General features: G+C 72.7%; 23 protein-coding genes. 5 read left to right on the plus strand and 18 right to left on the minus strand.

The features are described from left to right. Positions 1 to 630: 630 nt before the first annotated feature. The 3 genes from ABZU91_RS29535 to ABZU91_RS29545 form a co-directional block, all read right to left on the minus strand. Positions 631 to 1,260, minus strand: a complete 630-nt coding sequence (locus ABZU91_RS29535; protein WP_355247482.1) for a hypothetical protein — start codon at positions 1,258 to 1,260, stop codon at positions 631 to 633. A gap of 13 nt (positions 1,261 to 1,273) precedes the next feature. Further along, positions 1,274 to 2,968, minus strand: coding sequence for a DUF4012 domain-containing protein (locus ABZU91_RS29540; protein ID WP_355247485.1), 1,695 nt, complete (start codon positions 2,966 to 2,968; stop codon positions 1,274 to 1,276). Positions 2,969 to 3,147: 179 nt separating this feature from the next. After that, on the minus strand, positions 3,148 to 4,404 hold the full coding sequence (locus tag ABZU91_RS29545) for a glycosyltransferase family 4 protein (protein ID WP_355247488.1): 1,257 nt from the start codon (positions 4,402 to 4,404) through the stop codon (positions 3,148 to 3,150). Positions 4,405 to 4,572: 168 nt separating this feature from the next. Here ABZU91_RS29545 and ABZU91_RS29550 point away from each other — a divergent pair, with 168 nt between their 5' ends. Further along, positions 4,573 to 5,127, plus strand: a complete 555-nt coding sequence (locus ABZU91_RS29550; RefSeq protein ID WP_355247491.1) for a low molecular weight phosphatase family protein — start codon at positions 4,573 to 4,575, stop codon at positions 5,125 to 5,127. Here the strand turns inward: ABZU91_RS29550 and ABZU91_RS29555 are convergent. Next, positions 5,108 to 6,571, minus strand: a complete 1,464-nt coding sequence (locus ABZU91_RS29555) for a polysaccharide biosynthesis tyrosine autokinase (RefSeq protein ID WP_355247494.1) — start codon at positions 6,569 to 6,571, stop codon at positions 5,108 to 5,110. The genes ABZU91_RS29550 and ABZU91_RS29555 overlap by 20 nt on opposite strands. 350 nt (positions 6,572 to 6,921) lie before the next feature. On the opposite strand from ABZU91_RS29555, the gene nhaA reads away from it, so the two are divergent. Beyond that, entirely contained in the window at positions 6,922 to 8,283 is a 1,362-nt protein-coding gene (gene nhaA / locus ABZU91_RS29560; protein ID WP_355247497.1) for a Na+/H+ antiporter NhaA, read from the plus strand. A gap of 21 nt (positions 8,284 to 8,304) precedes the next feature. Here the strand turns inward: nhaA and ABZU91_RS29565 are convergent, their stop codons facing one another. From ABZU91_RS29565 to ABZU91_RS29610, 10 genes are all read right to left on the minus strand, one after another. Continuing rightward, a complete protein-coding gene (locus ABZU91_RS29565) occupies positions 8,305 to 8,505 on the minus strand; it encodes a hypothetical protein (RefSeq protein ID WP_355247500.1) in 201 nt (66 codons plus the stop codon). A gap of 4 nt (positions 8,506 to 8,509) precedes the next feature. Next, the gene (locus tag ABZU91_RS29570) at positions 8,510 to 8,833 is read right to left on the minus strand and encodes a hypothetical protein (RefSeq protein WP_355247503.1); all 324 of its coding nucleotides are present in this window, start codon (positions 8,831 to 8,833) and stop codon (positions 8,510 to 8,512) included. After that, positions 8,830 to 9,192, minus strand: a complete 363-nt coding sequence (locus ABZU91_RS29575; RefSeq protein ID WP_355247506.1) for a DUF1622 domain-containing protein — start codon at positions 9,190 to 9,192, stop codon at positions 8,830 to 8,832. Before ABZU91_RS29575 ends, ABZU91_RS29570 begins: the two co-directional genes overlap by 4 nt. A 39-nt stretch (positions 9,193 to 9,231) precedes the next feature. Further along, positions 9,232 to 9,819 (minus strand): TMEM165/GDT1 family protein, encoded by a 588-nt coding sequence (locus ABZU91_RS29580; protein WP_355247508.1) that lies wholly within the window; start codon positions 9,817 to 9,819, stop codon positions 9,232 to 9,234. Positions 9,820 to 10,037: 218 nt separating this feature from the next. Then, positions 10,038 to 11,003: an L-histidine N(alpha)-methyltransferase gene (gene egtD / locus ABZU91_RS29585; RefSeq protein WP_355247511.1), complete on the minus strand. Its 966-nt coding sequence runs from the start codon at positions 11,001 to 11,003 to the stop codon at positions 10,038 to 10,040. 53 nt (positions 11,004 to 11,056) lie between these two features. Further along, positions 11,057 to 11,803, minus strand: a complete 747-nt coding sequence (egtC, locus tag ABZU91_RS29590) for an ergothioneine biosynthesis protein EgtC (protein ID WP_355247514.1) — start codon at positions 11,801 to 11,803, stop codon at positions 11,057 to 11,059. A gap of 28 nt (positions 11,804 to 11,831) precedes the next feature. After that, positions 11,832 to 13,169, minus strand: a complete 1,338-nt coding sequence (gene egtB / locus ABZU91_RS29595; protein ID WP_355247516.1) for an ergothioneine biosynthesis protein EgtB — start codon at positions 13,167 to 13,169, stop codon at positions 11,832 to 11,834. A 23-nt stretch (positions 13,170 to 13,192) separates the two neighbouring features. Then, the gene (gene egtA, locus ABZU91_RS29600) at positions 13,193 to 14,428 is read right to left on the minus strand and encodes an ergothioneine biosynthesis glutamate--cysteine ligase EgtA (RefSeq protein WP_355247519.1); all 1,236 of its coding nucleotides are present in this window, start codon (positions 14,426 to 14,428) and stop codon (positions 13,193 to 13,195) included. Between the two features lie 176 nt (positions 14,429 to 14,604). Beyond that, positions 14,605 to 15,375 carry a hypothetical protein gene (locus ABZU91_RS29605; RefSeq protein ID WP_355247521.1) on the minus strand — a complete coding sequence of 257 codons (771 nt, stop codon included), beginning with the start codon at positions 15,373 to 15,375 and terminating at the stop codon, positions 14,605 to 14,607. 16 nt (positions 15,376 to 15,391) lie between these two features. Continuing rightward, the gene (locus tag ABZU91_RS29610) at positions 15,392 to 16,096 is read right to left on the minus strand and encodes an RNA polymerase sigma factor (protein WP_355247524.1); all 705 of its coding nucleotides are present in this window, start codon (positions 16,094 to 16,096) and stop codon (positions 15,392 to 15,394) included. Positions 16,097 to 16,599: 503 nt separating this feature from the next. Here ABZU91_RS29610 and ABZU91_RS29615 point away from each other — a divergent pair. Next, the gene (locus ABZU91_RS29615) at positions 16,600 to 17,961 is read left to right on the plus strand and encodes a protein kinase (protein ID WP_355247527.1); all 1,362 of its coding nucleotides are present in this window, start codon (positions 16,600 to 16,602) and stop codon (positions 17,959 to 17,961) included. A gap of 104 nt (positions 17,962 to 18,065) precedes the next feature. Then, a complete protein-coding gene (locus ABZU91_RS29620) occupies positions 18,066 to 19,328 on the plus strand; it encodes a nucleotide sugar dehydrogenase (protein WP_355247530.1) in 1,263 nt (420 codons plus the stop codon). A 114-nt stretch (positions 19,329 to 19,442) separates the two neighbouring features. Here the strand turns inward: ABZU91_RS29620 and ABZU91_RS29625 are convergent, their stop codons facing one another. From ABZU91_RS29625 to ABZU91_RS29640, 4 genes are all read right to left on the minus strand, one after another. Continuing rightward, positions 19,443 to 21,929: an FtsX-like permease family protein gene (locus tag ABZU91_RS29625; RefSeq protein ID WP_355247533.1), complete on the minus strand. Its 2,487-nt coding sequence runs from the start codon at positions 21,927 to 21,929 to the stop codon at positions 19,443 to 19,445. Between the two features lie 147 nt (positions 21,930 to 22,076). Further along, positions 22,077 to 22,742 (minus strand): response regulator transcription factor, encoded by a 666-nt coding sequence (locus ABZU91_RS29630; protein ID WP_355247536.1) that lies wholly within the window; start codon positions 22,740 to 22,742, stop codon positions 22,077 to 22,079. After that, positions 22,739 to 23,941 carry a histidine kinase gene (locus ABZU91_RS29635; RefSeq protein WP_355247539.1) on the minus strand — a complete coding sequence of 401 codons (1,203 nt, stop codon included), beginning with the start codon at positions 23,939 to 23,941 and terminating at the stop codon, positions 22,739 to 22,741. The genes ABZU91_RS29630 and ABZU91_RS29635 overlap by 4 nt, the downstream gene beginning before the upstream one ends. A gap of 22 nt (positions 23,942 to 23,963) precedes the next feature. Next, positions 23,964 to 24,662, minus strand: coding sequence for a DUF305 domain-containing protein (locus tag ABZU91_RS29640; RefSeq protein ID WP_355247542.1), 699 nt, complete (start codon positions 24,660 to 24,662; stop codon positions 23,964 to 23,966). 140 nt (positions 24,663 to 24,802) lie between these two features. Between ABZU91_RS29640 and ABZU91_RS29645 the strand changes: the two genes are divergently transcribed. After that, positions 24,803 to 26,260, plus strand: coding sequence for a hypothetical protein (locus ABZU91_RS29645; protein WP_355247545.1), 1,458 nt, complete (start codon positions 24,803 to 24,805; stop codon positions 26,258 to 26,260). The last annotated feature ends 132 nt before the right edge of the window (positions 26,261 to 26,392 follow it).

The raw sequence follows: 26,392 nt of genomic DNA on the forward strand, positions 1-26,392 counted from the left end.
TTCATGGGGGTAGCTCCTTCGGGGGTAGGAAACACCCACGCGACACCGTTCGGGGGATCGGGTGACGTGGGGGTCAGCACCTCGTCCGGGCGCTTAAGAAGTCCGGGTCGGCGGCCTGCGAGCGGGGGGCTCGTGGCGCCGGGACAGGGTGTAACGACCGGCTGGCCGGGGTCATTCCCGGGGCTGTGCACCGGGCGGGACCGGGTCGAGCCGGGCGGGCGGCGAGGCCCGCGGTCGTTCGAGTCCCTGCACAACGACCCGGCCCGGCCGGCCATTCCCACCCGCTCCGAACGGGTCGGGCGGCCGTGGTCCTGCGATCGTCAGGGTATGTAACGACCCCGGGCCCGCCACGATTCCCGCCCACGAACCGCATCCGCTCACCCGCCCGCAAGCCCCACTGCCGGACATAGCCCCCAGCGAGATGATCGACCCGAGATCGCCGACGTGGGGCCATCCCACACGGCCCATACCCCCGCATCGGCGATCTGAAGTCGATCACGCCAACGGCGGCATGGACGCCCCACCCGGCATGGACGCCCCACCCGCGACGTGGGGCTGGCGCCCGTCGAAAGATCCGACGGGCGCCAGCCCAAGGGTGCGATCCGGGCACTGCCCGATTGGTGGTGCCGGTTAGTGCGCGGCTCCGCCGAAGCGCTGGCGGCGACGCCAGGCCAGGGTCAGCAGCAGCATGATCGCGCCGGCGCCGACGAGGCCGCCGCCGAGCTTCATGGGCGTACCGATGCTGTCACCGGTGACGGGCAGCGGCTGCTTGCGGTGCAGCACCCGCAGCTCGGTGGTCGCGGTCCGGCCGGACTCGCGGCCCGTGGCGGTGAAGGTCAGCAGACCGGTCACCGACGGCTTGTAGCTCTTGGTGAAGCGCCCCTGGGCGTTGGTGTACGCCGTGAAGGTCAGCGGCGCACTCGCCTGGTAGGCCACCGGCGCCATGGCCACGGTGGTGCCGTCGCTGCGGCGGGCCGGCGCCTTGCCGGCGGCCGGGGCTGCCAGCGGCGTGACCGTCACGGAGATGTCGACGGTCTCGTTGGGGCCGAAGCCCGTACCGGTCAGGACGACCGTCTCGCCGAGGAAGATCGTCGGCCGGTTGACGGTCAGGGACGCGGCGGCCGGCGGGTATGGCGGCGGCTGGGGCGGATCGGTGGTCGCGCTGGGCGTCGGCTGCGGCTGTGCCGCCCCCGCTGCCGTCGGCACGGCCACCACGGCCAGGCCGACCGTGAGCGCCATGATGATGCGGGATAGCCGCATGATTGGTTCCCTCCTACTGGTCACAGCTTGGTGCGGAATGAACTTGGGTGGTCCATGGGCTGGCGGTGGGGGTCAGCCACAGCTCGGCCTGCCCGACGCCGGTCTTGGCCGTCAGGACGGTGACCTCCAGCGCCCTCTCGACGCCGGGGCCGATGTCGACGTTCGCCGTCGCCACCTGGCGGCGGCGTTCGGTGCCGCTGCCCAGTGCCGTCTCAGCCCCGTCCAGCCGGGCGTCGAGCACGGCGCCGCCAGCCGGGCTGTAGATCGACACCAACGTGCGCACGGTGTACGGATCGCCAGCCAGGCCGAGGCCAAGGATCGACTTGCTGAGCCCTGACTTCGGCGCCGTCGAGCGCAGGGTCACCCGCAGCCGGAGTTCGCGGCGGCCGTCGGGCCGGCAGTCGCCGACCGTGAGGCTCGCCGTCGGCCGCAGGTAGTAGCCGAGCTTCGCGCCGCTGCCGTCGTTGAGAAACACGCCGACCGTCGGCACGGTGTCCTGTTCCGGAAGCGTCCCGGCCATCCGGCTGTCGCCGAACGTCCGCTGTTCTTCCGAGTGAGCACTCCAGAACAATATCCGGCGTTCCGTGATAGCACGGTCAAATGCGGACAACAACACCCTTGGGTTGACATTCTTCTTGAAGAAGGCGTCAAACACCGCTGCGGCCGAGGACGCGAAGTAGGCGTCCTGCTGCGCGGTGTCCAGCCGCTGGTAGGTCTCGTTGAGGACGGTCTGCACGACCTTCTCGCTGGCCAGCGGCACCCCACCGGGCACCAGCACCGGACCGGTCGCCTTGAGCAGGTAGGACAGCACCACCGGGTCGACGGCGAGCACGCCGTCGACGGCGGTTCCGGTCTTGCGCCGGAACATCTCCCGGTACAGGGCGGCGGCGGTCGGGAAGTGCGGGGTGAGGTTCACATCCGCGGGGTAGATGCCCGGCAGGTCGGTCCAGATCGCCCGGGTCTCGGCGGGCAGCTTGAGCGCCGGCGTGAACTGGCCGAGGGACGCGCTGCTGCCCTGGCGGCCCATCCGAACCCGTCCGCCCTCGGCCTCGATCATCGCGTACGCGCCGAACATGCCACCGGTGGCCCGCAACTCGGCCAGGTTCTGCGAGACGAGCAGGTAGCGCCGCGGGCCACCGCCGCCGAGCAACGGCGGCAGCAGCCGCGCGCCCTGGTCGGCGGCGGCAGTGAGGCTGGCCAGCCGGTCGATCTCGCCACGGAGGTCGGTCAGCGCCTGCCGGACCTGGCTGAGCAGCCGGTCGGCCGGCACGCTGGCCAGGTCGCGACGGGTGCCCTGCACCGCGTCGTTCACCCGCGTCAGCTCTGCCGAGACCGACGCGAGCCGCGCCAGGTCCAACCGGCCGCCGGCCGGCACGAGGCTGGTCAGGTCCGTGCGCAGCAGGCTGGGGAACGCCCGCCGGGCCAGGTCGTCGATGGCGACGGCGATCAGACGGACCGCGTCGAGGTCGTCGCCGGCGACCGGGGTACGCCGACCGATCTTCCAACTCGGGTCGGCTGTGGCGGCCCGGGCCGCGCCGGACTGCTCCTGGAGGGCGGAGAGGGTCCGCAGGGCGCGATCGGTGTCCCCGCCCACGACCTGGGCGCTCAACTCCCGGGCCAGGCCGGCGGCGTTGATCAGGTGTGCGCGCGCCTGCCAACCGCGAAAGCCGACCCATCCGCCCGCGGCCAGCACCAGCGATCCCACCACCAGGGCACCGAGCAGGGCACGTCGCAGTCGCGCTCGCCGACGACGCCGGGACCGGCTTCGCCGTCGACGCGGCCGTTCGCTCTCCGTCACACCACACTCCCGTTTGCCGGAATCGGACAGCCCGTCGGATTCCTAGACGTTCTTAGCACGTTACGAGGACTCTCGTACCGTTATGGCAATTAACGTCCTTTACGCAAGGTTTCCTCGCGACGTCCCGCCGCCTGCGGAACGCGGCCCGCGGCCTCGTGCAGCAGGCGTTCGATCCGGTCCACGCCATCCGGCAGGGACATCTCCCGCAGGTACGTCTGTCGTCCCCGGCGCCCCATCTCGGTGCGTGCGGGCGGCGGGATGGTCGCGGCAAGCCAGAACCGGTCGGCCAGCGCGGCCCAGTCCTCGGGAGGGCAGGACAGCCCGGCCCGGGCGCGCTCGACCAGATCGGCGGTGTCCCCGCCGGCCGACGCGACGACCGGCGCGGCACACGAGAGCGCGGCCTGCAGCTTGCCCGGCACCATGCCGCGAAGCTCGGGCAGGTCGCGCAGCATGATCAGCTGGTAGTCGGCGGCGGCGTAGAGCTCAGGCATGTCGACAGGTGAGCGCCGATCCAGGAAGCGGACGTTCTCCGCCTTGAGGTCGGCGGCGAGCCCCCGCACCCGCCGCTCGTCCGCGCCCGACCCGACCAGGACCAGGTCCATCGTGCGGTCCAGCGCCGCCGCCGCCCGTACCGCCGTCTCCAGCCCCTGACGAGGCCCGATGGTCCCGGCATGCATGACCACGCACCGGCGATCCCGGCGGACCATCTGCCGGGCCGCCGCGCCGGGGGTCGCCGGGTAGAAGATGCGCTCGTCCGTCCAGTTGAGGACCAGGTGGACCCGGCCCGGGTCGGCACCGGCGGCGACCACCAGGTCGCGCATCGACGGCGCCGCCACGGCGACCCGCGCCGCGGACCGGTAGATGCGGGTCATCGCGGCACCCATCCGCGCGGACCAGCGTCCGTCGCCTGCCGCGTCGACGCCGTCGCGCGCCCAGACATCCTGTACGTGCAGCACCACCGGCACCCTCGCGAGCAGGCGGAGCACGGCGGCGGTGGCGAACGTGGTGGCCGGCAACTGGAAGACGTAGAGGGCGTCCACGTCAGCCAGGAACCGCCGTGCCGCCAGCGAGGCGCTTCCGGCGAACGACAGGTAACTGGCCATCCGCGCTCCCGGGGAAGCGGCCCCACCGGAGATGCGTGGCACTCGCCGGACCGTCAGCCGTCGGCTGTGCGTCTCGTGGTGCCACCGCTGCCGCCACCCTGGATAGACGTGGCCGCCCGGGTAGTCGGGAAATCCGGTGAGGACGCGGACCTCGTGCCCGCGCGCCGCCAACTCCTCGGCGAGGCTGCCCGGAATGAACGCCGGCTCGGGTGGGAAGTGGTACGACAGGATGCCGATCTTCACCGGAGCACCGCCGGTGGGCACGGATCGATCTCGGCCGGCGCGGCACCGCGTCCGACGGACGGCCGGCCCGCGTACGATGCCGACAACCCCTCGCCGCGCGTCCCCCGGCGCCGACGCACCACCCTCGCGGTGCGGCGGTCCGTGTCCGCACCCACGAGAGGGCTTCCGATGGCCGACCGCGTGCTGTTCGTCTGCCACGCCAACCTGTGCCGCTCGCCGATGGCCGAGTTCCTGGCCCGCCGACTGCTGGCCGACCGGCCGGTGCTGGTGTCCAGCGCCGGCACCGACGCGATGGACGGGATGGCCATGCACCCGTACGCGGCGCAGATCGCGACCGAGGAGGGCGGCGATCCGGCGGCGTTCGCCAGTCGGACGCTGCGGGCCGAACACCTGACCGAAGCGACCCTCGTGCTGACCGCGACGCGCCGGCAGCGGTCGGTGTGCACCGCACTGGCGCCGGGAGCGCTGCACCGGACGTTCACCCTGCGCCAGTTCGGCCGGCTGGCGGCGGCGGCCGAGCCGCCGACCGAATCGGCCGACGATCCGCTGCGGGCCGCGATCGCCGCCGCCGCCCACGCCCGGGGGCGGCTGCAACCCGCCGCCCCGAACGCGGACGACCTGCGGGACCCGATCGGCGGCACCGCCGCCGACTTCCGACGCTGCGCCGAGGAGATCGAACGCTCGCTACGACCCCTCGCCGCGCTCATCGGGGCAACCGGGTGAGTTCCTGGGTACGGTCGCTGACGCCGTTGTTGACCCCCGCGCCCTCGCTGTGCCGGGCTGCGGGGGCCCGGTCGGTCGGGACCGACTGCGCGGCGTTCGAGGCGACCACCCGGTAGGCCTCGTACTGGTACGCCTCGGCCTTGGCCACCTTCGCCATGTTCAGCACACAGCCGAGCAGCCGCACCGAGACCGAGTGCAACGACCGGGCCGCCGCGGCAACCTGGGCCCGCGACGTACGGCCCTGCTGGCTCACCAGCAGTGCCCCGTCGGCCTGGACGGCCACCACGACACCGTCGGTCACCGCGAGCAGCGGCGCGGTGTCGATGATCACGATGTCCGCGGACTCACGCAGCGCGAGCAGCAGGTCCGCCATCGCCTTGGAGCCGAGCAGTTCGCTCGGGTTGGGCGGCGCGGAACCGCTGGGCAGCACCAGCAGGGACTTGTCGCCCCAGCGCTGCACCACGTCACCGACCTGGACGTCACCGACGAGCACGTCGGTGAGACCGACACCGGCGTCCAGGCCCAGGTAGTCGTCGACCTTCGGGCGGCGCAGGTCGGCGTCGACCAGCAGCACCCGCCAGCCGGCCTCGGCCAGCGCGATGGCCAGGTTGCAGGACATCGTCGTCTTGCCCTCGCCCTGCAGGGCACTGGTCACGGCGATGACCCGGGCGGGTTCGTGCACGTCCACGAAGCGCAGGTTGGTCCGCAGCTTGCGGACGGCCTCCGCGCGGGCCGACGTCGCGGCTTCGCCGACGATCAGCGGGGCCGTGCGGGCGGCACTCTCGAACGGGATCTCACCGAGCAGCGGGCTTCCGGTCGCGCGTTGCAGGCCAGCGGCGTCCCGCAGGCGGATGTCGGCGACGCCGCGCAGGATCGCCAGGCCGACGCCGAGCACCAGACCGAGCAGGCCGCCGAGCATGAGGTTGCGCAGCGGCTTCGGCGAGACCGGACTCGCGGTGACCCGTGGGCCACTGACCACCTCGATCTTGATGGGCGCCTTGCCCTCGGGTGGCGTCTCGACCTTCTGCACGAGTTCGACGAACTTGGCGGCGAGGGTCTCGCTCACCCGCAGGGCCCGGGTCTGGTCGGTGTCCGTGACAGAGGCCCGCAGCAGGACGGTGCCCGTCTCGGTGGCGGTGGTCACGCGGCGCTGCACCTCGTCCGCGGTGAGCCCGACCGGGGTGTCGGCGGCCACGCTCTGCGCCAGGCGGTCGCTGCTGAGCAGGTCGGCGTACGACTTGACACGCTGCTGGAGGAAGAGACCGCCCTGGTAGGCGTCGGTGACGCCCTGGTTGGGGGTGGTGACGAAGAAGGTCACCGAGGCGACGTACCGGGGCTTGGCCCGTACGGTCACGAACGCCGAGACGCCCAGGGCCACCATGACCGTGACCAGTACGACCCACCAGTGCCGACGCACGTGGCGCAGTTGGCGGAGCAGGTCCATCAGGATTGCCTCCGGGCGCGTCCGGTTACGCCAAAGAACTTCACGAAAACCCCCAAGGTCGTCTGTCAACTCGTGAAACCATTAAAGCCCCTCATAGGGCTTATGTCCGGAGTTATGTATTTTCGACGCGACCAACTGCGCCCGCATGACCAACCCGACAAAGGGCCATTCGGCAGCGGCGATGGCCGGAAAAGTCGGCGACCGATTTCCCGCGGCCCCGCCCGGCCGCCGCGTTTCACCCATGCCGATCAGCGCCCTCCGGCCGTCCGGATAGGGTGGACAGCGGTGTGCCGGGAAGTCTGGTCGGCGATTGGGTCCCTGCCGTCCCGACACCCGAGGTGAGCCCCTCCATGACCGGCCGCACCCCCTCCACCGATCGGCCGCGCGTCCGGCTCCTCTCCCGGTCGTCCTGGCCCGAGGCCCGGCACCTGGCCGAGGTGCTGCGCACCGAGACAGTCGGCGGCGCCCTGCTGCTACTCGGTGCCGTCGTCGCACTGATCTGGGCGAACTCGCCGTGGAGCGGGGCGTACGTCCGCCTCGGCGCCTGGGTGCCGTGGGCCGGCGGCGAGCGCTGGCACCTCGACCTGAGTCTCGCGACCTGGGCAGCCGACGGGCTGCTGGCCATCTTCTTCTTCGTGGTCGGCTTGGAGCTCAAGCGCGAGTTCGTCGCCGGCGACCTGCGCGATCCCCGACGCGCGGCGCTTCCGGTGGTGGCCGCCCTGGGTGGGATGGCGCTGCCGGCACTGATCTACGTGGCGGTGCTTCTCGGCACCGGCGGCGAGGGACTGCGGGGCTGGGCCATCCCGACCGCCACCGACATCGCCTTCGCGCTGGCCGTGCTCGCGGTGGTCAGCTCACACCTGCCCCAGGGCCTGCGCGCCTTCCTGCTCACCCTCGCCGTGGTCGACGACCTGTTCGCGATCACCATCATCGCGGTCTTCTACACCGCCGACTTCCACCCACTACCCCTGCTCGCCGCGCTCGCCCCGATCGGGCTCTTCGCCTGGCTGGTGCAGCGTGGCCGGACCTGGTGGTGGGCTCTCATCCCGCTGGCGGTCACCACCTGGGCCCTGGTGCACGCCTCCGGTGTGCACGCCACCGTCGCCGGCGTGCTGCTCGGCTTCACCGTTCCCGTACTGACCCGAGCCCGGGGCGGCACCCCTGCCACGCCCGACCGATCGGAGCCCGGCGACGCGGACGCGGGCGGGCTCGCCGCACACCTGGAACACCGGTGGCGACCCGTGTCGGCGGGCATCGCCGTACCGGTCTTCGCCCTCTTCGCGGCCGGCGTGACACTTCGTGGCAGCGATCTGGGTGCCCTGTTGACCGATCCGGTGGTGATCGCCGTGGTGGCCGGCCTGGTGGTCGGCAAGAGCATCGGGATCTTCGGCTCGACCTACCTGCTGGCCCGGTTCACCCGCGCCGAGCTGGACGAGGACATCACCTGGCCCGACCTGGGCGGGATCGCCCTGCTGGCCGGGGTCGGGTTCACCGTCTCCCTGCTCATCGGCGACCTGGCGTTCGGCGCGGGCAGCACCGCCGACCAACGGGTCAAGGCGGCGGTGCTCACCGGGTCGGTGATCTCCGCGATCCTCGCCGGCGTTGTGCTGGCCCGCCGCAACACCGCGTACCGGCGGGTGGCCGAGAAGGAGCGACTCGACGCCGACGGCGACGGCGTACCCGATGTCTATCAGCGGCCCGGTCGCGACTGACCGGGCCGGCCGGCGGCCGGGTCAGCGGCGGCGGTCGTCGCTGGGCCGCCGGTCCTCGGTCTCGTCTGCCAGGGCGTCGGCCGTGGGCGCGGTGAGGTCGTCGCCGGGCACCGCCACCTCCTCCGCGAGGTCCTGCTCGTCGGGCTTGCCGCCGGCCTGCGGCTCGGGAGCGGTGGCGCCGCCGGCGTACCCGTACTCGTTCGGTTCGTCGTGCCGGCTCATGTGGTTATCCTCCCGCTTTCGACTGTTTCGCTGGTACCGCCCACGGTAGGCCGTGCTCGTCGTCCCCGCAGCGTGGCGGAGATTGTCGCCGTGACCAGGGTGGCGGGTGACTCAGCGCCGCCGCGAGCAGTTGACGCAGCGCGACGATCGCCGCGACGGCGGCCAGGCGACCCCAGGCCGGCTCGCCCGCGAGCCGGAGCAGGCCGGCCGCCGTCAGCAGGTCCAACAGCACCCGTACGGCGACCCGCACGTCGCCGGTGCACAACGCCGTGACGACCCCGGCGACCAACGCCGCCGCGGTCACCGCCTCGACCAGGGCATCGATCACGGCCGCCGCTGCCCATCGGCGACCTGCCGCTGCTCCTGTTGGATCTCCCGGCCCAGGAAGTAGTTCAGCGCCGTCCGGATCGTGGCGATCGCCGCCAGCTGGCCGATCTGGGTGAACGACGGGGACACCGCGGTCCGCAGGACGTCGGCCGCCAGCTGGAACTCCAGGCCGAGCGTCAGGAACCGGCCCAGCGACAGACGGATCGGGGTGAAGACAGCGGCGGTGCGGTGCCGCAGCCCCTCGGTCAGGAACCGCACCGCCGCCCAGAGAGCACCTACGACGATCACCAGGGCGCCGGCCGCCTCCACCACGGCGACCAGCACCTCGTCGCCGTGGCGCAGCAGCTCCGCCGGCTCCACCCGCAGGCGTTACCCGCCACCGGGGCAGCTAGTCGGCGCTCACGTCAGCTCGTTGACGGCCTCCAGGATCAGCCAGAGGCCACTGATGGCGAAGAGCACCGCCGCGCCGTACTTGATGGTCTTCTCCGGCAGGCGGCGGCCGAGCATCCGACCGACCAGGATGGCCAGCGCGTCCGCGGCCACCATGCCGACCGTGGAGCCGAGCCAGGTGCCGAACCAGCCGTACTTGGTGGCCAGGGTGATCGTCGCGAGCATCGTCTTGTCGCCCAACTCGGCCAGGAAGAACGCCACCGAGACCGCCACGATCGCCCTCTTGCTGGTCTTCTCGGCCTTGCGCTTCTCCTCCTCGGTGAGCGTGTCACCGCGCAGCGTCCACGCGCCGAAGCCGAGGAACGCGACGCCGGCCACCAGGGAGATCCACTCGGTGGGCAGCACCGCGCCGAGACCCGAACCGATGGCGACCGACGCCAGGTGCACGACCGCCGTCGCGACGGTGATACCGAGCAGCACCGGGAGCGGCTTGAACCGCGTGGCGAACGTCAGCGCCATCAACTGGGACTTGTCTCCCAGCTCGGCGACGAATATGACACCGAAGCTGATGACCAGCGCGGCGAGGAATCCCTCCATGACATCCTTCCGGTTTCCGCCGGGAGGAGGTACGGGGGCGCCCTCGACCCGGCTGCGACAGCCTGAGCCGAAGGTCTCGCCCGCCCCGGAGACCGGGGCCGCGTGGCCGGATGCGGAACGCACCAGTATGTCGACCACGACATTGGGGGCTACTCCCCTTCGCGCGACCAGCCTAACCGATCACCCCGGCGCACCGGACGTCGCGGGTGAACAGCACCTCACCGCGCCCGGGCCAACGTCACCCCGAAGAGCCCGCCCGGGTCGGTCCAGAAGTGCGCCGCCGTGAAATCCGCCGCGTCCAGCTCGGCGGCCACCCCCTCCGGACGGAACTTCGCCGACACCTCCGTCCGAAGCTCCTCCCCGGCGTCGAACGCCACCGAAAGGTCCAGCACACGCACCCGCATCGGCCGTGTCGCCCGCAGCCGCATCTCGATCCACTCCTGCTCCGGGTTCCAGCGGGCGACGTGCGTGAACGCCTCCGGGTCGAAGTCCGCGCCCAACTCCCGGTTGACCACGTACAGCACGTTGCGGTTGAACTCGGCCGTGACTCCGGCCGCGTCGTCGTACGCCGGCACGATCACCGACGGGTCCTTCACCAGGTCGGTGCCGAGCAGCAGCCAGTCGCCGACCTCCAGCGCGGCGCGCATCGCGGCCAGGAACCCGGCCCGCTCGGCCGGCAGCAGGTTGCCGATCGTGCCGCCCAGGAACACCACCAACCGTCGACCACCGGTCGGCAGTCGGTCGAGCTGGCGGGTGAAGTCGCCCACGATCCCCCGCACGCGCAGCCCCGGATAGTCGGCGGCGATCTGCGCTGTCGACCCGAGCAGGGCGCTGACCGACACGTCGAGTGGGACGAACGTGCCGAGTCCTCCCCGGCGGGTGAACGCGTCCAACAGCAGTCGGGTCTTCTCCGACGAGCCCGAGCCCAGCTCGATCAGGGTCTTCGCGCCGGTCAGGGCCGCCACGTCGTCGGCGTGCGCGGCCAGCACCGCCCGCTCGGCCCGGGTCGGGTAGTACTCCGGCAGCCGGGTGATCTCCTCGAACAGCTCGCTGCCCCGCGAGTCGTAGAACCACTTCGGCGGCAGCCACTTGGCCTCTGCGGTCAACCCGGCCCGGACGTCCGCACGCAGACCACGCTCCAGGTCCCGCGGTTCGAGGTAGATCTCCAACGGTTCCGCGCTCATCCCCCCGCCTCCCTGCTGTCGTCAGACACCTCGCCCAGCCCGACCGGCACGGCTCACCGGATCGGCAGTTCGCACACCCGCACCTCGTCCGTCGTGGCGGCGACCAGACGCTGCTGCGGCACCGGCCGCCACCCGGGGTCGTCGTCGTGCGGCTCGGACGCCAGCACCACCGAGTCCGCCGCCGCGCGCACCGACAGCGCGTGGCCGAACGTGGTGGCCACCACCCGCCGCCCGTCGGTGAGCAGCACATTCAGTCGCGACCCCGGTGCAGCCGCGGCGACCTCGACCACCGTCCGGGCGACCGCCTCGCCCGGGTCGTCGCCGGCGCGCAGCCGATGCCGCACCAGCGCCCACAGCAGCGCCGAGTCGGTGGCCGCGTCCAGGGTCAGCAGGTCACGCACCGGCAGGCCGGCGGCGAGCGGCACCATCGAGTCGGGCCAGCCCCGGATCACCCCGTTGTGGCTGAACAGCCACCGGTCCTCGGCGAACGGGGCGGCGGCGCCGTCGAGCACCGCCATCCCCACCGTGGCGGAACGGACCGCCGCCAGCACCGCGCCGGCCCGGGTCACCGCCGCCAGCTCGGCGATCGTCGGGTCGCTCCAGATCGGCTGGGCACGCCGGTACCGCACCGGAGCGCCGCCGTCGGGATACCAGCCGACGCCGAACCCGTCGGCGTTGATCGTGCCGCCGCCGCGCATGTCACGCGGCGCCCAGGACTGACGGACCAGCGCGTACGCCGGCTCGAACAGCAACTCGGCCAGCGTGACCGGTGGTCCCAGGTAGGCGAGGTGACGGCACATCAGCGCACCCCGCGTGGCACCGGGTGCCTCACCGCGGCGACTCCTCCGCAGCGGCGTCGCGGGCACAGCGGAAGCCGCTGAAGATCTGCCGTCGGATCGGATAGTCCCAGTTGCGGAACGTCCCCCGGCACGCCGACCGGTCCGTGCCGAACGAGCCGCCGCGCAGCACCCGGTAGTCGTCGCCGAAGAACACCTCGGAGTACTCGCGGTACGGGAACGCGGTGAAGCCGGGATAACCGGTGAACGTGGTCGACGTCCACTCCCACACGTCCCCGATGAGCTGGTGCACACCCAGCGGCGACGCGCCGACCGGGTACGCGCCGACCGGTGCCGGCCGCAGGTGACGCTGGTCGAGGTTGGCGTGCGCCCCGGTCGGCTCGCCGTCGCCCCACGGGTAGCGGCGGGACCGCCCGGTCGCCGGGTCCCACCGCGCGGCCTTCTCCCACTCCGCCTCGGTCGGCAGACGCTTGCCGGCCCACGCCGCGTACGCCCGCGCCTCGTGGAAGCACACGTGCACCACCGGCTCGTCGGGACGTACCGGGTCCCATCGACCGAAGCGCCGGTACGTCCAGCGGTCTCCGTCACGACGCCAGTGCAGGGGCGCGGCGAGCTGCTCACGAACCCGGTGCTCCCAGCCCGCCGCGCTCCACCACCGCCGGTCGGAGTAACCGCCGTCGGCGATGAACGCCTCGTACGCGCCGTTGGTGACCGGTGCGGCGTCGATGACGTACGCGGGCAGGTGGACCTGGTGTGCGGGGCGTTCGTTGTCCAGGGCCCACGGGTCGGTGTCGGTGCCCATCGTGAACTCACCGGCCGGCACCAGCACCTCCCCGCCGACACGGACGGTCGGCTCGGGTGGCGGCGGGGCGTGCAGGACCGCCGGCCCCGCGCGCAGTTGGTGGGTCGCGAGCATCGTCTCGTCGTGCTGCTGCTCGTGCTGCACGATCATGCCGAAGGCGAACCCGTCGGCGACCAGCGGCCGGTCGGTGAAACGCACCGCGTCGAGCAGGTCGTACACCTTGTCGCGGACCGTACCCAGGTAGGCGCGCGCCTCCGCGGGTGGCAACAGGGGCAGCGCCGGGCGGTCCCGGCGGGGCTGCTTGAACGCGTCGTACAGGTCGTCGATGTCGCAGCGGACCGGCTCGCGGCCACCCACGTCGCGTACCAGCCAGAGTTCCTCCTGGTTGCCGACGTGCGCCAGATCCCAGACCAAGGGCGACATCAGCGGAGAGTGCTGGCGCATCAGGTCGGCGTCGTCGACCGCCTCGGTCAGCAGGGCCGTTCGGGAGCGGGCACGCGCCAACTCCCCCGCGATCCGCCCCCGCAACCGTTCCCCGTCGGCCTGGTCCGTCGCACTCGCGCTCACGGTTGCACCCTCCGTCTCGCCGCTCACCGTTCGGCCCTCCGGATGGCGGCCAGTCGCCGCCGTACGCCCTCGTGGATCTCGTCGTGGGTGCCCGCCGGCAGACCCAGCCGGGGCAGGGCGTCCAGGGCCAGGTCGAACAGCGCGGCCGCCGCGGCGGCCAGCGCGGGGTCGGACAGGCCGCGCCGGGCGGCGGTCGACCAGCGGTGGGCCACCGGCTCGCTGATCGAGTACGCCGCGCACACGGTGCCCCCGTCGTGGAACAACGCGCTCAGCACCGCCAGCGGGATTCGCCAGCCCCGGTCGGGCTGGGCGTCCAGGTACCGCAGCTCCAGGTAGCCGCGCGGCCGCACCGGCGGGAAGAGGGTGCTGACGTGGTAGTCGAGGTCGTCGGTGGTGGGCGGGCGGGGCAGCGCGCCGTCGAGCCAGTCGCCGAATGTGACACCCGGCGGCGGGGTCCAGTCCTGGCCAGGCCGGCGCAGACAGAGCAGCGGCGCGCCGAACACGTAACGGGTCCAGGTGGCCGTCGGATTCTCGGCGGCCGTGCCGGGCGTCCACACCGGGCGGGTACGAGCCGGGTCGATGGCCAGCCAGGCGGCCATCCGCGCGGACGCCCAACCAGTGCGCTGCCCGGCGTGTCGGCTGGCCGAGGCGAACGCCGCGAGCATCGGCGGACCGATGGCGTGGGCCGCCGCCCAGCGCGCCCCGACCTGGTCCGGCTCACCGACGTCGAGGCAGACCTGGAGGCCGGCGGTGCTGTACATCATCGTCCGGCCGGCCGGACCGCGCTCGTCGAACACGCGGCGCATGGCCCGGTAGCGGGGGGTTTCCACCACCGGGCGGGGCCGACGGTGCGGGTCGATACCGCTGCGACCCAGGGTCAGGCCGACGGCGGCCAGCAGGCCGTTCACCTGGGCGATGTCGGCCTCGGTGGCCTGGATCAACACGCCGGTCGAGGTGCGCGGCGGGGTGGAGACCTCCAGCTGGCCACCCGGTTCGAGGGTCACCGTGCCGCCGTGTCGCAGCGGCTCGGCGGGGCTGGCCGGATCCAGCGTGACGGGGCTGTGCCGCCCCAGTGCCGCCCGCAACCGGGCCGGGTCGACCGGGCGGGCGGGATCGGCGACATCGTGCACGGTCCATTCCAGTTCGACACCCGTGTACGTCGGGGGGCCGGTCTTGAAGCAGATGCGTGCGAGATGTCGGAATGCGGCGGCGGAGTCGCGCAGGATCACGCTCCGGTCCAGCTCCGGCGACGTCACCATCGGTGCAGCCTCCTTCGTCGTGCGACGACCGCGGGCGCCGTGCCTCGACTGGAACGCGCGCGCCACCGCGGGCCCGGCCGTCGACGCTTTCTCGACAGCGTCGGCGGGGCCACCATTTCCTGTCTAACAGACGCGCTTCCCGGTGCAGGGCAGAACGAACCGCGCCGGTCGTACGCTCAGTTGGCGGCCGGTCCCGCCGGATGCGAGGGCTTGACCTTCTTCGGGCCGGGTGGCGTCGCCGCCGGGGACGGTTCGGCGGCCGGCGTCGGTCCCGGCGGAGCGGACGGTGCCGGTGACGGGGACGACGGCTTCGTCTCGGGGACCAGTCGCTGGCAGTACTCCTCGACAGCGGCGACCCCACCGGCGGCCGTCACCAGCCGCTGGAAGGCGGGCGTCCGTAGCGCCTTCTCCCGCTGCTCGGGCTTCTTGGCCCGCCAGGCACGGCACAGCCCGTGGACCTGACCGTCGGGCGTCGTGCCGACCGACGGCGAGGCGGACGGAAGGGGGTGTCTGGACGGCGTCGGTCCGCTGGGCCCGGTGGAGGCCGTCGCCGCCGGGCCGGTGGTGCTCGGTGGCGCGCTGGTCGGCACAGCCGGCGGCGGTGGATCGGGCGCCTTGTCCAGGCCGGCCGCGGCGAACGCGACACCGGCGGTGGCCGTGGCGGCGAGCGCGCCGAGCCACGCGACCGCGCTGGTGGTGAGCCGGAGACGGCGTGGGCGTCGGGCCACGGCGGGTGCGGGAGCGGCACGGGCGGCACGGAACGCGGCCATTGCGGCCTCCTCGCCCGCCAGTTCCCCCGGCCGGACCGGGCCCGCGGCAGCGGCGAGCAGCCCGGCCAGTGGATCGACGGACGCGTCCGGGTCGGTGACGGCGTCGCCGCGGGTGGCGTCGAACATCCGTTCGGTCTCGGCGCGGCCGGCACGCCGGTCCGGCCGGTACGGGTTCATGCGGAATCCCTTCACGTCAGCCGTCCGCCTGCTCGGCGTGGGACGTCTGCCGGGATCGGCCGATCCGTCGACGGGCCGGCGGAACCACCTCGGCGCCGAGCGGCGGTGTGCTCGGCGCTCCGGGCACCGTGCGCCGCAGACCGGCGGCCTGGGTCGTGGCGTCGCCATCGGCCGCTGGCGTCGGTACGGTCTGCCCGTCCAGCAGGGCGGCGAGTCGCCGCAGCCCACGGTGGGCGGCGGTCCGTACGGCGCCGGCCCGACGGCCGAGCACCCGACCGGCGGACTCCGCGTCCAGCCCGATCACGGCCCGCAACAACACCGCCTCGGCCTCGCGGGGTGGCAGCGTGGCGATCAACGCCAGCGCCGCCTCGGTGCTGATCGTCTCGCCGGCCCGCTCGGCGGTGTCGCCGTCGCCGGCCAGGTCGGTGAGCGCCTGCACCGGCACCGGCAGCGACGGTCGTCGCCGCATCCGCCGCAGGTGGTCCATCGCCCGGTTGCGGGCGATGGTGACCGTCCAGGCGCGGAACTCGCCGCCGGTGAAGGTGGGCAGGTCGCGGGAGATCTGCAACCAGGCCTCGGAGGCGACGTCCTCGGCGTCCGCCCCGACCAGGGCCGTCAGGTAGCGCAGCAGGCCCGGCTGGAGGCTGCGGTACAGAAAGCGGAACGCGTCCTCGTCCCCGGCCTGCGCGGCGGTGACCGCGTCGGACAGTTCGCCCGTCATCGGCGGCTCACGGAGCGGCCTGAACGCTCCGGGACCACACACGCCGGCGGCGTGGGCGATTCGCGAACCGTCGACACCGCACCCGCCTCCCCCACCGAATCCGATTCGGGCCCGCGTCCGGGCCGGCCGGGGCGTCCACACCCGGCGCGATGGCGCTCGACGCGCTGCCCGTCGGGCGGCCCGAGCCGGGCTAACGGTAGGAGGGGACCACCGACGCGACAAGTTGGGAACGCATTACGGAAGAGTGACAATTATCAAGCCGTCCCACCGGCGCGGCGCGGTAACGGCCAACGACCGTCCGACGCTCCCGACCCCAGACGGCTCACTTCGGCGGCGACCGGGCGAGCGTCCGCCGGAATGTGTCACTTTTTGTGACCTGGCGTCATCGTGCCGTCACAGACCGAGCCGGCCCTCGCAGGTCGTCCCGGTGGACCGACGGGTACGACCACACGGCCGATCCACCACGGCGCGCCGTTGTCCGCCACTCTGGGTACGGTAATGCTGTGTTGTCATCGGAGGTCGTGCTCAGCGGTCGGTACCGCCTGGACGAACGTGTCGCCACGGGCGGCATGGGCGACGTCTGGCGTGCCTCCGACCTGGTCCTCGGCCGACAGGTCGCGGTCAAGGTCCTGCTGCCGGCGCTGGTCTCCGACCCGGACTTCATCGCCCGCTTCCGGGCCGAGGCACGGATCATGGCCGCGCTGCGGCACCCCGGCATCGTCCAGGTGTACGACTGCGGCGAGGACGACCTGCCCGACGGCGGCCGGGCCGACTACCTGGTCATGGAGTTCGTCGAGGGTGAGCCGCTGTCCAAGCGGATCGAGGCGGCCGGTCGCCTCGACGTGGCCGAGACGATGTCGATCGTGGCCCAGGCGGCGCACGCGCTGGGCGCGGCGCACCGGGGCGGCATCGTGCACCGCGACGTCAAGCCCAGCAACCTCCTGGTGCAGGAGGACGGCACGGTCGTGCTGGTCGACTTCGGCGTCGCCCGCTCCACCAACGTCACGAGCATCACCAGCACCAACGCGGTGCCCGGCACCGCTCTCTACATGGCGCCCGAGCAGGCCGCCGGTCGACCGGTCAGCGGCGCCACCGACATCTACGCGCTCGGCGCCGTCGCGTACTGCTGCCTCACCGGCGGTCCGCCGTTCACCGGTGACAACCCTCTCCAGGTCGCCGTCCGGCACCTCGACGACGAGCCGCCGGAGCTGCCGCACGAGATCCCCGAGGCGGTCCGGGCCCTGGTGTCGCGGGCCCTGGCGAAGGACCCGCTGGAGCGCTTCACCAGCGGGTCGGCGATGGCCGAGGCGGCCCGCACCGCGGTCACCGGCGGCGAGCCGCCGACGGCGTTGGCGCTGCGCGAGGCCGGTCCGGGCACCCGCACCGACGTGCCGGTCGGCGCGGCGGTGGCGGGCACGGCCGACACCGGACGTCAGCGGCGGCGTGGGCCGCTGGTCGGCGCGGCGGTGGCGATGCTGGTCGCGCTGATCGGCCTCGGCGCGGCGCTGGGCGCGGCGCGCAACACCGGCAACGATCCGGCCGTCAAGCTACCGACGAACGCGCCGTCGCAGAGGCCGACCCAGCAGGCGGAGTTGCCGGCGGCGAACGAGCAGACCAGTGACGATCCGAGCCGGCCGAACCGGCCGAACGTCCCGGACGCCACCACGTCCGCGTCGGCCAGCGCCACCCCGAGCGCACAGCCCAGTCAGTCGTCCACCCCGCCGTCGCCGACGCCGAGCGCGACCACCGCGCCGCCACCCAGCGACCCGCCGAAGACCCCGTCGTCGCCGAGCAACTCGCCGGCGACCGACCCGAGCCCCTCCACCGATCCACCGACCGGCCCCGAGGACCCGGCAGGCAACTGACCAGCCGTCCCACCAGCACCGATATCCCCAAAACGGACTTACGTCGCCGAAAACCACTCTAGGCTCTCCGCAGGTCATTTCCACCGACTGCCGCGGGAGCCCGGGTGAGCGCTGAGAAGCTGGTCGTGATCGGCCAGGGGTACGTCGGACTGCCGCTGGCGATGTGCGCCGTCGAGGCGGGCCTGGACGTCGTCGGCCTCGACGTCGACGCCGACCGGGTGAAGCGGCTCGCGTCGGGTGAGTCGTTCATCGAGGACATCCCCACCGACCGGCTGGGCCGCGCGCTGGGCAGCGGCCGGTACCGCCCGAGCACCGAGTACACCGACGCCGAGGGTTTCGACATCTGCGTCATCACGGTGCCCACCCCGCTGCGCGACGGGACTCCGGATCTGAGCTTCGTCGAGCAGGCCGGTATCGGCATCGGCCCGTACGTGCGGCCGGGCTGCACGGTCATCCTGGAGTCGACCACGTACCCCGGCACCACCGAGGAGCTGCTCCGGCCGCTGCTGGAGTCGGCCAGCGGGCTGAGCAGCCCCGGTGACTTCCACCTCGGCTACAGCCCGGAGCGGATCGACCCCGGCAACCCGACCTGGCGACTGGAGAACACCCCGAAGGTGGTCTCCGGCATCGACGCGGTGTCCCTCGCCCAGGTGCAGGGGTTCTACCAGCGCATCGTGGAGCGGACCGTCGCCGTCGACTCCACCCGCGTCGCCGAGTTGACCAAGCTGATCGAGAACACGTTCCGCCAGGTCAACATCGCGCTGATCAACGAGCTGACGATGCTCTCGCACCACCTGGACATCGACGTCTGGCAGGCGATCGACGCCGCCGAGACGAAGCCGTTCGGGTTCCTGCCGTTCCGGCCCGGTCCGGGCGTCGGCGGGCACTGCCTGCCGATCGACCCGTGCTACCTGTCCTGGCAGGTCAAACGGCGTCTCGGCCGGCAGTTCCGGTTCATCGAGCTGGCCAACGACATCAACCACGAGATGCCCGAGCACGTCACGCAGCGGATCATGGCAGGGCTTAACCGGGCCGGCCGCGCGGTGAGCGGGGCTCGCCTGCTGCTGCTCGGACTCGCGTACAAGAAGAACACCGGCGACATGCGCGACTCCCCCGCCGTCGACGTGGCCCGCCGGTTGCAGGCGCTCGGCGCCGAGGTGCACGCGGTCGAGCCGTACGCGGAGGCCCACCAGATTCCCGCCGGGGTCACCGTCGTCGGGCTCACCGAGCGGGAGGTGCGGACCGCGGACGCGGTGGTGGTGGTCACCGACCACGACTGCTTCGACTACGACCTGGTCGTTCGGCACGCCCGCTACGTCTTCGACACCCGCAACCGGTGCGTCGGCGAGATGGTCGAACGCCTCTAGGCCCGGCACCGCTGGCCGGTCCCGCCGCCGGGGAAGGCGACGGGACCGGCCGGCGGATGTCGCCCCCGACAGGCTGGACAGCCCGGTCCCGGACGACGACGCCGCAGCGGGCGGTCACTGGTCGGCGAGGGCCTCGACGACAGGCCGCGACAGTGCCCGGCGGGCCGGAAGCACCGAGGCGAGCAGAGCGGCCAGCACGGCCACGCCGAGGATCGACCCGAGCTGGCCCAGTGGCAGCACCACGTGGAAGTCCCCACCGAGGCGGGCCAGCAGCGCCATCCCCGCCGCGCTGACGCCGGCGCCCAGCCCGATGCCGAGGACCGCCCCGACCACCGCCATCAGGATCGCCTCGACCGCGAGCATGGCCCGCATCCGGTTCCGGGTCAGTCCGACCGCCCGCAGCACGCCGTTCTCCCGGGTGCGTTCGACCACCGACAGGCTCAACGTGTTCGCCACGCCGACCAGTGCGATAACCACGGCCAGGCCGAGCAGCGCGGTGACGAAGGCCAACAGCATGTCCACCGTGCCGGTGAGCATTTTCTTGTACGCGCCCTGATCCATCAGGTTCACCGTCGGATAGCGGGCCAGCACCGCCCCGATCGCGTCGCGGGCCGCTTTGGCGCTCACGCCGCCGGCGGGGTCGATCTCGGCCAGGAAACCCCTCTCGCGGGGAAAGAGCGCGGCGAAGTCCGCGTCGTCCATCTCGACGACGTGCCCCTCGGGCACCGCGCCGGCGACCATGGCCGACGCATCGGCGGCGACGAGCGCTGCCACCCGGAACGGTCGCCCCGCGATGGTGACGGTGGAGCCGACCTGCCAACCGCGCGCCTGCGCCAACTCCCGGTGCACCAGGACCTGCCCCGGCCCGAGTCGCCCGACGTCGCCGGCCAGCACTCCGGTCAGCGTCCGACCGACAAGCGCCGGATGGGCCGCACGGACCTCGATGTCACCGGTGACGGTGCTGCGCTGCTCGTGCACCACACCCAACTCGGGGCGCGCGGCCAGCTCACCGGCGAGCGCGGCGGGCAGGTTCTGACCGATGCCGCTGACCACGAAGTCCGTGCCGATCTGGGCATCGACGCTGCGCTCGATGCCGTCCTTGGTGCTGCGCGCGCCGACCACGAACGCCGACACCAGCCCGATCCCGATCACCAGGGCGGTCGCGGTGGCGGCGACCCGGCGCGGATTGCGCACGGCGTTGGCCACCGCGAGGCCCACGGTCATCCCGAACAGCCGCCGGGCCGGCCAACCGATCGCCCGGACCAGCGCCGGGACGAGCACCGGCCCGAACAGGACGATCCCGAAGAACGCCAACACGCCGCCGACGGCGACGAGCAGCACCTGACCGGCGCTGGCGGCACCGGCCAGCGCCGCGACGCCGGCACCGAGCACCACCGCGCCGAAGATCAGGCGCAGGCGGCCGGCGCCCCGACCGGGCTGCGCCGCGGCGTCGGTGAGCGCGGCCACCGGGGCGACCCTGGTCCCCCGCCAGGCGGGCACGAGGGCGGACGCCACAGTGAGCGCGGTGCCGAGCAGCAGGCTGGTCAGCACGGTCGAGCCGGCCACGGTCAGCCCACCGGAGAACGGCACATCCAGTGCGGACATCAGCAGCCGCATACCGGCGGCGAGAGCCACCCCGAGCAGCACCCCGAGCACGGACGCGACGAGACCGACCAGCGCCGACTCCAGCACGGCGGCCCGGAAGACCTGCCCCTGGGTCGCGCCCACCAGGCGCAGCAGCGCGGTCCGCCGGGTGCGCTGCGCCAGCACGATCGCGAAGGTGTTGGCGATCACGAAGCCGGCCACCACCACCGCCACCCCGACGAAGATGAGCAGCAACATCGTGAACTGGTTCAGGTCACGGACCGCGTCGTCGACCGCCTCGTCGAGGATCTGCTGACGACCCTTGACGCTGGCGTCGACGCCCCCGACGACCGCGCGGAGCCGCTCGGCCAGCACCGTCTCGGACGTGCCCGGCCGCGCCGCGACCATGATCCGGTCGTAACCGCGCTCACCGCTGACCGCGAGCGCGTCCGGGCCGACCAGACCGATGTACGGGCCGCCGATGTCACGGACGGTGCCGGCCACGTCGACGGTACCGACCAGGGTGTACGGACGGGCAGCGCCGCCGGTGCCACCGACCTGGACCGGGGCACCGAGGGTGAAGCCCTCCTCGGCCACCGTGGACGTGTCGAGCACCACCTCGCCCGCGCGGTCGGGTAGGCGACCGGACACCACGTCGTACGACCGCAGGGCGGCCTCGGTCGGGATCGCGGCGAGCACGGCGTAGCCCAGCACCGGCCGACCGTCCGTGCCGAGCAGCCCCCCGGCGCCGGTCAGCTCCCCGGCCGCGGCGGCCACCCCGTCGACGGCGCGGACCCTGTCGACAAGGCTCGCCGGCAGCTCCGTGTCGCCGCTCGGATAGACGCCGACGTCGGTGTGTCGGTCGAAGGTTCCGGCCCGCTCGTACGCGCCGGCCCGCATCCCGTCGACGAAGATCAGCGTGCCGGCGATGAACGCCACGCCGAGCACGACGGCCAGCGCGGAGAGCAGCATGCGCAGCGCCTCGGCGCGCAGCGAGCGCAGGGTCAAGCGGATCATGTGCGGGCTCCCGGTGCCGGCGCGGATCGGACCCCTCCGACGCTATGGCCGGTCCGACCGGATCGATCTCCACCTGCACGCTCGACCCGCGTACGCCCGAGGTAGCGCTCGGCCGCCCGCCCGTACGACCCGGGTCGTACGGGGGTTTCACCGGCCGGGCGTGACCAGGCCGCTCTCGTACGCCAGCACGACCGCCTGGACCCGGTCGCGCAGGTGCAGCTTCGCCAGGATGCGCCCGACGTGGGTCTTGACCGTGGCCTCGGCCACGTGCACCTTGGCGGCGATCTCGGCGTTGGACAGGCCCTGCGCGACAAGCAGCAGCACCTCCCGCTCCCGCTCGGTGAGCTGGGCCACCCGGGGGTCGACGGTCGGGCCCGCGCCGAGCTGACCGGCGAAACGGTCCAGCAGCCGCCGGGTGATCGACGGGGCGACCACCGAGTCGCCCCGCGCCACCACCCGGATGGCGTCCAGCAGTTCCTCCGGCGGGACGTTCTTGAGCAGGAAGCCGCTCGCGCCGGCCTGCAGCGCGGCGAAGGCGTCCGCCTCGGTGTCGAAGGTGGTCAGCACCAGCACCCGGGGCGGGCCCGACGGCCGATCGGCGCAGAGCCGGCGGGTGGCCTCCACCCCGTCCATGGTGGGCATCCGGATGTCCATCACCACCACGTCGGCCTCGGTACGGGCCAGCACCCGCAGGGCGTCCGCGCCGTCGATGGCCTCCCCCACCACCTCCAGGTCGGGTTGGGAGCTGAGCACCATCCGGAACCCGGCACGCACCAGCGCCTGGTCGTCCACGATCACCACCCGGACCGTCATGCCGCGATCACCTCCGCTGAGGGCTCCGACGGTAGCGGGAGCCGTACCTCCACCTGCCAGCCCCCGGTGGGCTGGGCCCCGGCGGTGAGGCTGCCGTCGTACACCGCCACCCGCTCGCGCATGCCGAGCAGACCGTGACCGCCGGACGGCGCCGGGCTGACCACCGGGCGGCCCCGGCCGTCGTCGACGACCCGGACCACGACGGCCTCGGCGGTGTACGCCAGGGTGACGTCCACGGCGGCCCCGACGCCGGCGTGTTTGAGCGCGTTGGTGAGCGCCTCCTGCACCACGCGGTAGACGGTCAGTTCGAGGCCCGGGGGCAGGGCCGGCGGCTGACCGGTGGCGGTGTCGTGGATGCGCAGCCCGGCGTTGCGGAAGCGGGCCAGCAGGTCGGGCAGCTCGGCCAGCGCCAGCCGGCGGTGCTCCGGGTCGGCGGCCACCACGCCCGCCCCGGTCGGGCCCGCGTCGCGCAGGACCCCGACCAGCCGGCGCATCTCCTCCAGCGCGGAGCGGCCGGTGTCGGCGACCACCTTCACGGCGGTCCGGGCCTGCTCGGGGTCACGGTCGAGCATGAACCGCGCCCCGTCCGCCTGGACGATCATCACCGCCATGCTGTGTGCCACCACGTCGTGCAACTCGCGGGCGATCCGGGTGCGCTCCTCGGCGACCGCCGCGCGGGACTCGGCCTCCCGCTCGCGTTCCAGGGTGGCCGCCCGTTCCTCGAGGCTGAGCACGTAGAGGCGGCGGGTCCGCACGTTCAGCGCGACGAGCCAGACCGCGCCGGTGACCAGCGCGTACCACAGCGCGGTCACCCACCACATGATGACGCCGGGGGTCTGCGCGGCGGCGAGCAGCACGCCCACGGCGGCGACCGCGCCGGCCAGCACGCCGTCGCGCAGACGCCTGCCGTACTTCACGACGCTGTAGAGCGCGATGAGGACGGCGACGTCGAAGGCGAGCGGACCCCAGCCGGCGATCACCTGGACCAGGGCGAGCGCCGCCACGACGACGGTCACCGCGCTCGGGTGGGTGCGGCGGAACAGCAGCGCCACCGCCATGCCGACGCCGACGCCGGCGGCCCAACCGCCGGGCTGTGCCACCGCCGAGGCGAGACCGACGAACGCCACCACGCCGGAGACCGCCACGTCGAAGGCGACGCCGCGCAGGGGGCGGCCGAACAGCGTGCGTCTCACGGTCACCCAGCGTACGGGTCGCCGACGGTCAGGGCGGGGTCAGCTCACGCAGGCGGGTGATCTCGATGGCCTGTTCGGTGGCCAGGGAGGTGGCCAGCTCGTTGAGGGTCGCGTCGACCCCGACCGACAGCAGGTCGGTGGCCATCGTGACGGCCCCCTGGTGGTGCTCGCTCATCATCGCGATGAAGAGTCTGTCGAACTCGACGCCCTGGGCGGCGGAGAGCCGCCGCATCGCCTCGGGGGACTGCATGCCACGCATGCCGGCGTGGTCGTGGCCGGGCGCCGTCTCGGGCAGCCCACGGGTGGAGAGCCAGCCGCGCAGGACGCTGATCTCGGGGCCCTGGCCGGCGCGAATCCGGTCGGCGTAGGCGCGGATGCGGGGGTCGGCCGCGTGGTCCTTCGCGAGCGTGCTCATCTCCAGCGCCTGCTGGTGGTGCGGGATCATCATCTGGACGTAGACGGTGTCCAGGGCGTTGTAGCGGGGTGGGCTGTCGTCGCGCAGCTCGTGCGCGGACCGGGCGACGGCCGGCTCCCCCGGGCGGCCGGGCACGAGCACCGGCGGGGGTGGTGGACCGGTCGGGGCGGTCGTCGGCGTGGGGGACGCCGAGACGCGCGCGGCAGCCGGCCGGCCGGGGTCACCACCGGCGCGGACCGCGAGCACCACCAACACCACAACGATGGCCGTCGCTATGACGACGGCCAGTAACCGACCACGTCGGACGGTCATGCCGCACCCCCCTCAGGTCGAGGTCGCAGCGATCTTATCCATTGACGAGTCGACGTAGATGTGACCCGGGTCACATCGATGATCTCCGTGGCTCGGTAAGGTACCGACAACGTCATCCCCCCTTTCGAAGGGCGCTGCCAATGATCAAGTTGGCCACCGCACGGCTCCGACAACTCCGCATCGTCAGCCTGGCCGCGACAGGCCTGCTGCTGACCAGCGTCGCCCTGGCGACGCCGAGCAACGCGCAGGAGGCCGCCCCAGTCGCGGCACCAGCGGCCGCCGCCGCCAACGACATTCCGGGCGTCGACGAGATCCGCAGCAGCCCCAACCTGCGGCAGATCGCCAACCTCCCCAAGCAGGCGCCGTTCGACACGACGGCCGCGCTCAACAGCGACATGGCCTTCCAGGGCAAGTACGCCTTCGCCGGCAACTACAACGGGTTCGTCGTCTACGACATCTCCCGGCCCAGCGCGCCCAGGATCACCGCGCAGGTCAACTGCCCGGGCTCGCAGAACGACATCTCCGTCTACGGCAACCTGCTCTTCGTCTCCACCGACTCGTCGCGTAGCGACGACTCGTGCGCGAGCGTGGCGCAGCCGGCGTCGGTGAAGGAGTCGTGGGAGGGCATCAAGGTCTTCGACATCAGCGACAAGGCCAACCCGCGCTACATCAAGTCCGTCGAGACCGCCTGCGGCTCGCACACCCACACGCTGGTGCCGGGCAAGGACCGCAAGAACGTCTACCTGTACGTCTCGTCGTACAGCCCGCGGGCCGAATTCCCCGACTGCCAGCCGCCGCACGACTCCATCTCCATCGTCAAGGTCCCGGTGAAGAAGCCGACCGACGCGTCCGTGATCTCGACGCCGAACCTCTTCCCGGACGGCGGTTTCCCGGGCAGCGAGACCGGCTCGGCGACCACCGGCTGCCACGACATCACCGCGTACCCGGCGAAGGACATCGCCGCCGGCGCCTGCATGGGTGACGGCGTCCTGCTCGACATCAAGAACCGCGAAGCGCCCAAGGTGATCACCCAGGTCCGCGACACGGTCAACTTCGCCTTCTGGCACTCGGCCACCTTCAACAACGCCGGCACCAAGGTCGTCTTCACCGACGAGCTGGGTGGCGGCGGCGCGGCCACCTGCAACGAGACCGTCGGTCCCGACCGGGGCGCGGACGCCGTCTACGACATCACCGGCCGCGGTAACGCGCGCAAGCTGGAGTTCCGCAGCTACTACAAGATCCCCCGGACCAACGCCGAGACCGAGAACTGCGTGGCCCACAACGGCTCGCTGATCCCGGTGCTCGGGCGGGACATCATGGTGCAGGCGTGGTACCAGGGCGGCATCTCCGTCTGGGACTTCACCGACTCGCGCCACCCCAAGGAGATCGCCTACTGGGAGCGGGGCCCGCTGTCCGACACCCAGGCCGTCACGGGTGGCGCCTGGTCGACGTACTACTACAACGGCAACATCTACTCCAACGACATCCAGAAGGGCCTGGACGTCCTGGAGCTGAACGACTGGCGGACCTGGTCGGCGAACCTGACCCGGTTCCACGAGCTGAACGTGCAGACCCAGCCCGGTTACCTGAGCTGGTAGCACCGACGCGCAATCCGGGCCCGGCCTCTCGTCGAGGGGCCGGGCCCGGCCGCGTCGGCCCCCGCCCGGCCGGTGGGCCTGGTCACCCAGGCGGGGGTTGACGAGCGCCTGACCGGCCCCTGTGTCAACGTG

Origin of the sequence: Micromonospora sp. NPDC005174 (genome assembly GCF_040608495.1) — a bacterium.
Classification (GTDB): Bacteria; Actinomycetota; Actinomycetes; order Mycobacteriales; family Micromonosporaceae; genus Micromonospora.

Coding starts and splice junctions, on each gene's coding strand:
- ABZU91_RS29535 (WP_355247482.1), bottom strand. CDS start 1,260: ATGCGGCTATCCCGCATCATCATGGCGCTCACGGTCGGCCTGGCCGTG.
- ABZU91_RS29550 (WP_355247491.1), top strand. CDS start 4,573: ATGGCCGACCGCGTGCTGTTCGTCTGCCACGCCAACCTGTGCCGCTCG.
- ABZU91_RS29555 (WP_355247494.1), bottom strand. CDS start 6,571: ATGGACCTGCTCCGCCAACTGCGCCACGTGCGTCGGCACTGGTGGGTC.
- nhaA (WP_355247497.1), top strand. CDS start 6,922: ATGACCGGCCGCACCCCCTCCACCGATCGGCCGCGCGTCCGGCTCCTC.
- ABZU91_RS29565 (WP_355247500.1), bottom strand. CDS start 8,505: ATGAGCCGGCACGACGAACCGAACGAGTACGGGTACGCCGGCGGCGCC.
- ABZU91_RS29580 (WP_355247508.1), bottom strand. CDS start 9,819: ATGGAGGGATTCCTCGCCGCGCTGGTCATCAGCTTCGGTGTCATATTC.
- egtD (WP_355247511.1), bottom strand. CDS start 11,003: ATGAGCGCGGAACCGTTGGAGATCTACCTCGAACCGCGGGACCTGGAG.
- egtC (WP_355247514.1), bottom strand. CDS start 11,803: ATGTGCCGTCACCTCGCCTACCTGGGACCACCGGTCACGCTGGCCGAG.
- egtA (WP_355247519.1), bottom strand. CDS start 14,428: ATGGTGACGTCGCCGGAGCTGGACCGGAGCGTGATCCTGCGCGACTCC.
- ABZU91_RS29605 (WP_355247521.1), bottom strand. CDS start 15,375: ATGAACCCGTACCGGCCGGACCGGCGTGCCGGCCGCGCCGAGACCGAA.
- ABZU91_RS29610 (WP_355247524.1), bottom strand. CDS start 16,096: ATGACGGGCGAACTGTCCGACGCGGTCACCGCCGCGCAGGCCGGGGAC.
- ABZU91_RS29625 (WP_355247533.1), bottom strand. CDS start 21,929: ATGATCCGCTTGACCCTGCGCTCGCTGCGCGCCGAGGCGCTGCGCATG.
- ABZU91_RS29630 (WP_355247536.1), bottom strand. CDS start 22,742: ATGACGGTCCGGGTGGTGATCGTGGACGACCAGGCGCTGGTGCGTGCC.
- ABZU91_RS29640 (WP_355247542.1), bottom strand. CDS start 24,662: ATGACCGTCCGACGTGGTCGGTTACTGGCCGTCGTCATAGCGACGGCC.
- ABZU91_RS29645 (WP_355247545.1), top strand. CDS start 24,803: ATGATCAAGTTGGCCACCGCACGGCTCCGACAACTCCGCATCGTCAGC.